5 protein-coding genes are annotated in these 7,286 nt (G+C 70.6%); 2 read left to right on the forward strand and 3 right to left on the reverse strand.

The annotated features are described in order from the left end of the window. A partial coding sequence (locus tag O3X23_RS41965; protein ID WP_269279959.1) for an aminotransferase-like domain-containing protein occupies positions 1-971 on the forward strand: 971 nt, incomplete at its 5' end. Positions 972-1,006: 35 nt separating this feature from the next. Here O3X23_RS41965 and O3X23_RS41970 read toward each other — a convergent pair. Next, positions 1,007-2,188, reverse strand: coding sequence for a serine hydrolase domain-containing protein (locus O3X23_RS41970; protein WP_269279961.1), 1,182 nt, complete (start codon positions 2,186-2,188; stop codon positions 1,007-1,009). 434 nt (positions 2,189-2,622) lie between these two features. Between O3X23_RS41970 and O3X23_RS41975 the strand changes: the two genes are divergently transcribed. Further along, a complete protein-coding gene (locus O3X23_RS41975; RefSeq protein ID WP_269279964.1) occupies positions 2,623-3,696 on the forward strand; it encodes a PAS domain-containing protein in 1,074 nt (357 codons plus the stop codon). Positions 3,697-3,703: 7 nt separating this feature from the next. Here the strand turns inward: O3X23_RS41975 and O3X23_RS41980 are convergent, their stop codons facing one another. Together O3X23_RS41980 and O3X23_RS41985 are read right to left on the reverse strand one after the other, a co-directional pair. Then, the gene (locus O3X23_RS41980; protein WP_269279967.1) at positions 3,704-4,969 is read right to left on the reverse strand and encodes an MFS transporter; all 1,266 of its coding nucleotides are present in this window, start codon (positions 4,967-4,969) and stop codon (positions 3,704-3,706) included. Between the two features lie 141 nt (positions 4,970-5,110). Continuing rightward, entirely contained in the window at positions 5,111-7,126 is a 2,016-nt protein-coding gene (locus O3X23_RS41985; protein WP_269279970.1) for a PEP/pyruvate-binding domain-containing protein, read from the reverse strand. Positions 7,127-7,286: the final 160 nt, after the last annotated feature.

Consider the following 7,286-nt stretch of genomic DNA (forward strand, 5'->3'; position numbering starts at 1 on the left):
ACCCCCCCGGCCCCTCCCGGCCGCGCGAAGAGCTGGCCGGTTACCTGCGGCGCGTCCGTGCCGCCGCCGCGGACCCCGAGAGCATGGTGATCTGCTCCGGCTACGCCCAGGGATTCGCCCTCGCCCTGCGCACCCTGGCCGCCACCGGCCTTCGTACCCTGGCCTACGAGGACCCCGGTTCGCACGCGCTGACCTCCGCCGCCGCGGCGCACGCGGGCCTGAGATCCGTGCCCGTTCCCGTCGACGAGTACGGCATCGATGTCCGGGCGCTGGAGGCGACGGGCGCCCGCGCGGTGCTCGTGACGCCCGCTCACCAGTGGCCGACGGGCGTCGTGATGGCGGCCGAGCGACGCCTGGCCCTGATCGACTGGGCCGAGAGGCGGAACGGTTTCGTCATCGAGGACGACTACGACGCCGAGTTCCGCTACGACCGCGAGCCAGTGGGCGCGCTCCAGGGACTGGCCGCGGAACGGGTGATCTCCATCGGCACCGTCAGCAAGTCCCTCGCACCCGCACTGCGCATCGGCTGGGTGTTGTGCCCGCCCGCGCTGGCCGCCGGCATCGCGGCGAACAAGCACCTCGCCGACCGGGGTTCTCCCGCCCTGGACCAGTTCGCACTGGCCCGGCTGGTGGAGTCCGGTCGCTACGACCGGCACCTGCGCCGCATGCGCGGCACGTACGCGGCTCGCCGTGAGGCGCTGGTGACCGCGCTCGGCGAGCACGCGCCAGGCGCACAGGTGACCGGGCTGGCAGCCGGATTCCACGCGGTTGTCCGCCTCGCTGCAGGCGCCGACGAGGAGTCGCTCATCGCCGCGGCCCGGACCCGCCGCGTGGGCCTCTACGGCATGAGCACCCATCATGCTGCGCAGACGACTGCGACTGCGCCGTCCCGACTGGTCCTGGGCTTCGGCGACGTGAATGAGCGGGCCATCACGGCAGGGATCGCTGCCGTCGGCGACCTTCTGCGCTGAGCACCTCACAGCTCGTCCCCCCAACGGGGCGACCCTCAGGGGGAAGGCACGCCTGCCTTGTACACAGCGTCGATCAGGGCCATCTTCCGCGGGTCATCCGCGATGTGTACGCCCATGTGGTTCATGACGTAGCCGATGCTGATGCCTGCCTCGGGATCGGCCAGCCCGAAGGAGCCGCCGAAGCCGTCATGGCCGAAGGCCCGCGGGTTGGGGCCGTACGAGCCGTTCCCGCCGCTCAGCGAGAGACCGAGGCCCAGCTCGGTTTCATGCGCGAAAGCGGCACCCAGAACCAGGTCCCGGCAGCTGCCCTGGCCCTCGCGTATCCGTTCCGCGGCCTGCGCCGACAGCAACGGCCGGCCGTCTGCGCGTTCCCGGCCGGTCAGGAGTCCGTAGAGCGCGGCGACTCCTCGCGCCGTCCCGTGGCCACCTGCGGCGGGAATCTCGGCAGCGCGCCACTCAGGGGTGTTCGCGTCGGTGGCTGCGAAGATCGGGTTGGTCAGGGCGGCGAGAGCGACCGGCAACAACTGGCTGAAGGCGGCTGCCTGTTCACTGTCGATGGCAGTGGTTGGGTGTACCAGCTCGGCGGCGCGCCCGGCTTCCCTCTCCGGCAGCCGCAGGAAGAAGTCGATGCCGAGCGGTCCGGTGACTTGCTGGTGCAGGAACGCGGAGGGAAGCTGACCGGTGATGCGTCGTACGACCTCGCCCACCAGGAAGCCGTACGTCAGTGCGTGGTAGCCGGAGCCGGTGCCGGGCTCCCACCAGGGGGCGGTTGCCGCGAGGCGTGCGGTGGTCAACTCCCAGTCGTAGAGCTCGGCCAGCGTGTGCGGTTCGCGCAGGCCTGCCAGGCCCGCGCGGTGCGAAAGCAGATGGCGTACGAGAACGTCCGCCTTGCCCGCCGCGGCGAATTCTGGCCAGTAGTCGGCGACCGGCGCGTCGAGGTCGAGCAGACCTCGGTCGGCCAGCAGATGCGCGCACAGCGCCGTGCCTCCCCTGGTGGTCGACCACACGTTGACGAGGGTCTCCCTCTCCCACGGGCGGCTGCGCGCGGCGTCGGCCCGGCCGCCCCACAGGTCGACGACCGGCTCCCCGTCGAGCAGGACGGTGACGGCGGCTCCCAGTTCACCGCGCTCGCGGAAGTTCTCCTCAAATGCGGCGCGGACGCCTGCGAAGCGCGCGTCGCAGTGCCCTTCGATCTGTGGTGCTGCCGGCTCAGCCATGGAACCTTTGGGGGCCGGGTGCCCGATGTCGGAGTACCCGGCTCTCGCTCCTACATACCGACTGGTCGGGATCGCGAGAGTCGAAGATACCGACAGGGCAACCCGGCGGGAAGGGGGCATGCCCGTTCCTGACGGATCAGGTCGCCTCGGAGGGGGGAGGTAGGCATCGGCTGCGGCGGCCGGCCCCGGCCAGGACACCGTTCACCTGCGGGACTGGCGGGTTCTCGCCCGTCACCACAGCCATCGCACGCCCACCACCGGTACCGTCCAGTGATCGCTGGACGAGCGGACCGCCCTGGCCGCGTGGTCCGCGAAGCGAGGCCCGGCGACGGGCCGGCAGCACTCGACGCACAGGCGCCGATGGTGCACAAGATTGGCAGGTGGGTCTGGCCGCGGCACGACAGAAGGTCCGGAGCCACATGGGGGAGTTGGGCATGAACGCAGGAACAGGTGGCGGTCGCGGCTGGCGGGAGACCGGCGATCCGGCCGAGTCGGCCCACAGGCCGCCGGTGCACCAGGACCGTTCGGAATCCGCCCGGTGGTTCGAGGCGATCGCCGGGTTCGCGCCGGCACCGGCGTTCATACGCGACGGTCAGGGCCGATACCTCTGGGTCAACGCCGCCTACGCGCACCTGTACCGCAGGGAGCCCGACTCTGTCGTCGGGCGGACCGTCGAGGAGATCGACACGCCCGCCGACGCCGCCATGTTCCGCGCACTCGACCGCGAGGTGCTCGACTCCGGCCGGCCCGTGCGCCACACCCTGTCGTTCCGACATCCCGACGGATTGCCCCGCCAGGTCACCGGGCACCGCTTCGTGCTCGACGCCGGCTGTGGACCGCGCGTGGGCGGCATCTATGTCGACCTCACCGAGAACACGCGAATCCTGGAGGAGAGGAACGTCGCCGACGAGGAACTGCACGCGTTGCGAGAGCGCTCGGGTCTTGCCGTCGTGGCACTGGACCTGAGCGGTAGGGTGCGGAGGGTCAGTGGTGGCGCCGCGCAGTTGCTGGGCAGCGGCCGCAGCGCGCTGGAAGGAAGCTGGGCCACCGAGCATCTGGACGAGGAGGACGAGGTCGGCACGGTACGCGGCGTGTGGGCGGACCTTGCCGCGGGAAGGACCTCCCGGTACAGCGGCTCCGTCGTCTGCCGCACGGGCTCCGGTGGCAACCGGGTGCTGCGCACCGACCTGGCGGTGGTCAGGCGCCACGGAGCGCCTGACCACATCGCCGCGGTACTGACCGCACTGAGCGCGGAGTTCCATGGCAGACCGCGCGTGAGTCCGGTGCAGCTGCGGGTGCTCACCTTGATGGCCGTGGGCAGCGCGAACACCGTCATCGCCTCCCAACTGGGACTGTCCCGGCAAGCGCTGGACTATCACCTGCGGCGGCTGCGCGGCGTGCTGGACGCCGCTTCGCGTCCGGCGATGGTGGCTCGCGCCTACGCGCTGGGCATCCTCGACGCCACCACATGGCCTCCACGGGTGGTGGACGCTCCCGGTCGGTATTGACCCCGGGTCACGCTTCTTCCGACACCTGACGGTCCGGGTCGCGACGGACGAGCCTCAGGACGACGCCGACGATCAGAAGCAGCAGACACGTTCCCACGGCCGCGTGCACCAGGAGGTCGTCGAGGCGGTCGGCCGCGAGATAGGCGCCGACGGCCAGGGCCACCAGGGCGCACACCCCGCGGTCGATGATGGACTCCAACGACAGGAGCGTCGCGCGGTAAGGGGTCGGAGGGATCGCCGCGTTGATCAGGTTCCGCTGGACCGGATAGGCGAGACCGGTCGCTGCCGCGAAGACACACAGCCATCCGATGGTGGCCACGGCACCGGCCATCGTGGTGGCCGCCAAGGACAGGGCCATGACGAGGCTCAGCACGGTGACAGCCGCCGTGTCCGACAGCTTGCCGCGGACCCAGCCCGGCCGTGCCGAGCCCACGGCCTCGGCCACGGTCATCGCGGACAGTACCGCGCCGTGATCGGCGACCGGGATGGCCTTGTCGAGGAGCAGCGGCTGGAAGAGGTTCACCTGGCAGATGCGGGCCAGCGTGAAGACCGCCACGCCCTGCACCATCAACGGCGTCAGGGACCGTGAGGACTTGAGCAAGGTCAGCGCCTGGCGGGCGGAGCGGAGGAGGCCGGCGCGTTCCTCGTGCGGTCGTTTTCCGTCATGGCCGGGGGCGAGGGCGGGGAGCGCACCGGCGCAGGCCAGCGACCCGAGGGTGCAGGCGGCCGTCAGCAGGTACGGGGCTTGGTGCTGCAGGTGCATCAGGACGCCGACCAGCGGCCAGCAGGCGATCTTGGCCCACAGCCCGAGGGAACGTGCGCTGCCCTCCGCCTGGACGTAGTGCTCGCCGGCACCGTTGGCGTGCAGGTACTCGTACAGGTAGGCGCTGGAGGCCCCGGACACCAGGGAGCGGGCGGCGGCGATGGCCAGAAAGTGCAGCAGGAAGCCCGCGAAGGAGGGCCAGGCCACCGGGAGCAGGTTGGCGGCGGTCATCACCGCCGCTCCCAGTTGCAAGCACCGTCGCTGCCCGATGCGGTCCGCGATGAGGCCGGTGGGTATCTCCAGCAGGCAGAACGCCACGTAGTAGATGCTCTGGATGCCGAAGATCTGGCTGTCCGACAGCCCTGCCTGCTTCTGGTACTGGTAGAAGACCGGCATCCACCACAGCAGGTTGAACAGGAGCTGGAAGCCGTTGTTGAGGCGGATCACGCGCTGGACGTTCTTGCGCAGGGGCGCGCGGCGTCTCGCGCGCGCGAGCAGGGACACAGGCATGGGTGACCTTCGTCGGTGTACGGGACGGAGCGAGGGGCCGGCCCCCGCGCGAACGCGGGCCGGCGACCACGGAGGGCGGGGCCGCCGGGGACGGGCTCCAGCACGCCGTGATCTTGTGGTGGTGGGGCCCGCCGGCCGCCCTCAGGCGCTGTAGGGCCTCAGCTGCAGGATGTGCAGTCGGCCGCCGGGTGCGAGGAGCCATTCGATGTCGAGTGGCACCGCGAAGGTGTAGTCCGTCGCGAAGTGGGACTGCAGCAGGCGGCCGGCCAGCGCGAGCTCGCCGAGGTGGTCCTGCGTGCGCGGGTCCAGGTCCTCGCCGGCCGCACCGAGCGAGATCGTACGGCCGCCGCCCTCCACGGTGTTGTAGAGATACTGCAGGGGCAGCGTCGTGCCGTCGACGATGTCCGAGGTGGAGCCGTGCGCGCAGTTCAGATAGACGTTGCGGAAGTCGGCCCGGTTGGTCGGATTGCAGGTGACCATCACGCCCCCGAGCGGGGCTGCCTCGTAGCGCTGGACGATGACACCCATGTACGTGTCGTCGAGGGAGATGCCCGCCTGGTGGCGCAGCCTGACGCTACGGGGGGACAGCAGGGACGCCCATACGTGGCGGATGGCGTCCAGGAGCCCCGGAAGGTCGGTGACCTGGGTGTGTGACTCGTAGATACCCGCGGCGGAGAAGCCGGGCAGATCCTCGGCGTTGGAGGAGGACCGCACCGCGAAGCGACTCGTTCCGGCCAGGTGCTTGACCAGGTGGGTGTCCAGCGCGCCGACCAGGTCCTCGGGCACGGGCAGGGTGCGTATCAGGTGCTGCAACTGGACGCAGGAGGTGTCCACGGCGTCCATGGCGTCCAGTTCCAGGGCCATCTTCAGCTTGCCGATGCTCTGCTGCACGGCGGGCGAGGAGTCCAGGAAACGTTGCTGGACGGCGAAGGGGACGGCTATGCCGTCCGGTGCGCTGACGCGCCGGGCCAGGAACGCGCCGGCGGCCTCGGCCAGATCGGCGTGCTCGGGCGTGTTCAGGCGGCCCGCCAGGTGGGCCAGAAGGTCGGGCCTGGGCGGGCGGGGTACGGAGTAGTAGCCGGTCAGCCGGGCGGACCCGTGGCGCAGGACATGGTGGAGTTCACCGAGGTTGGCCGCCTTGGTGCCGTAGCTGCTCCGGTCGTGGGAGCGCAGTGCGCTCAGGGGCACGATGGGGACGTCGGCGACCTGAGGGGCGTCGAGCCGGATGCGTTGGGTGTGCCACGTCGGTTCGGGCAGGTCGGACGGTTGCTCGGCGCGTTCGATCACGGCGGTTTCGGCCGACACGTCGTAGCGGATCCAGGCGCCGTCGAGGTCGTCGGCGGCGATCCGGTCGAGGACGCCGCGCACGATGGCGTTGGGGATGCCCCACCCGGCCGCCAGCATGTTGGTGTGCGAGAGAGGGGTGGTGGGCGAGCCGTTGAGCAGACCGGCGAGCCGGGGAATGTCGTCCGGAACCACCGGCATGGCAACGATGTCGTACCACGTGAGTCCAGGTCGGGCGGCCAGGTACTCCTCGGCAGAGGCGAAAGCCCGCAGCCGGCCGACGGCCGAGCCGACCGTGAGCGGCACGAAGGGGGCGGCGGCGAAGAGCTCGTGGCCCTGGGTGCGGGGCAGCACGTTCTCGGGCACGGAGGTGAGAGCGTTCGCCTGGCCGTGGTTGGCCGGCTTGATCAGCAGGGCGAGTGCACTGTCGAGCTGCTCACGTACGAAGGAGTAGAACCCGGTCAGCAGCGTCGCGCCCATGGTGTCGGCCTCGGTCGTCTCCAGCACCAGGAATGGCTGTGACTGGTCCTCGGATCCGCCGAAGTGCAGGGACAGGACGCCGAGCAGAAACCGGCGCTCCGGGTCCTGGTAGACGCTGTGGTTGAAGCTGTCGAGCTCGGCGTCGAGCTCTTCCAAGGTCAGGCCCTGGATCTCGGTGGCGATGTAGTTCACGTGGAAGGAGTGCACCGAGCTGTCCAGGATGTGCCAGACCTCCTGCCGGCGGTCCACGACGACTTTGACGTAGGGGTGACCGCCGAGGACACCGGACAGCTGCTCGAACAGGGGAAGGGTGAGCACACTGCCCACGACCGCTCCCTGGTGGGCGGTGGCCGGCGCGCCGGTAGGGGACAGGGACGAGACGGAGTTCGTCATGAGGTGCTCCGCGAGGTCGGACGGCCGGCGGTGAGCTCGTGGGGGTGGGACGCGGGCTCCTGGGAAGGGGACACGGGCTTCTGGGGCTGGGACGCGAGCTCAAGGGGCTGGGACGCGAGCTCGTGGGGGAGGGCCGCGACGATGCGCCCGCAGTCGGCGA

The organism is Streptomyces sp. H39-S7 (assembly GCF_027158205.1).
Taxonomy (GTDB): domain Bacteria; phylum Actinomycetota; class Actinomycetes; order Streptomycetales; family Streptomycetaceae; genus Actinacidiphila.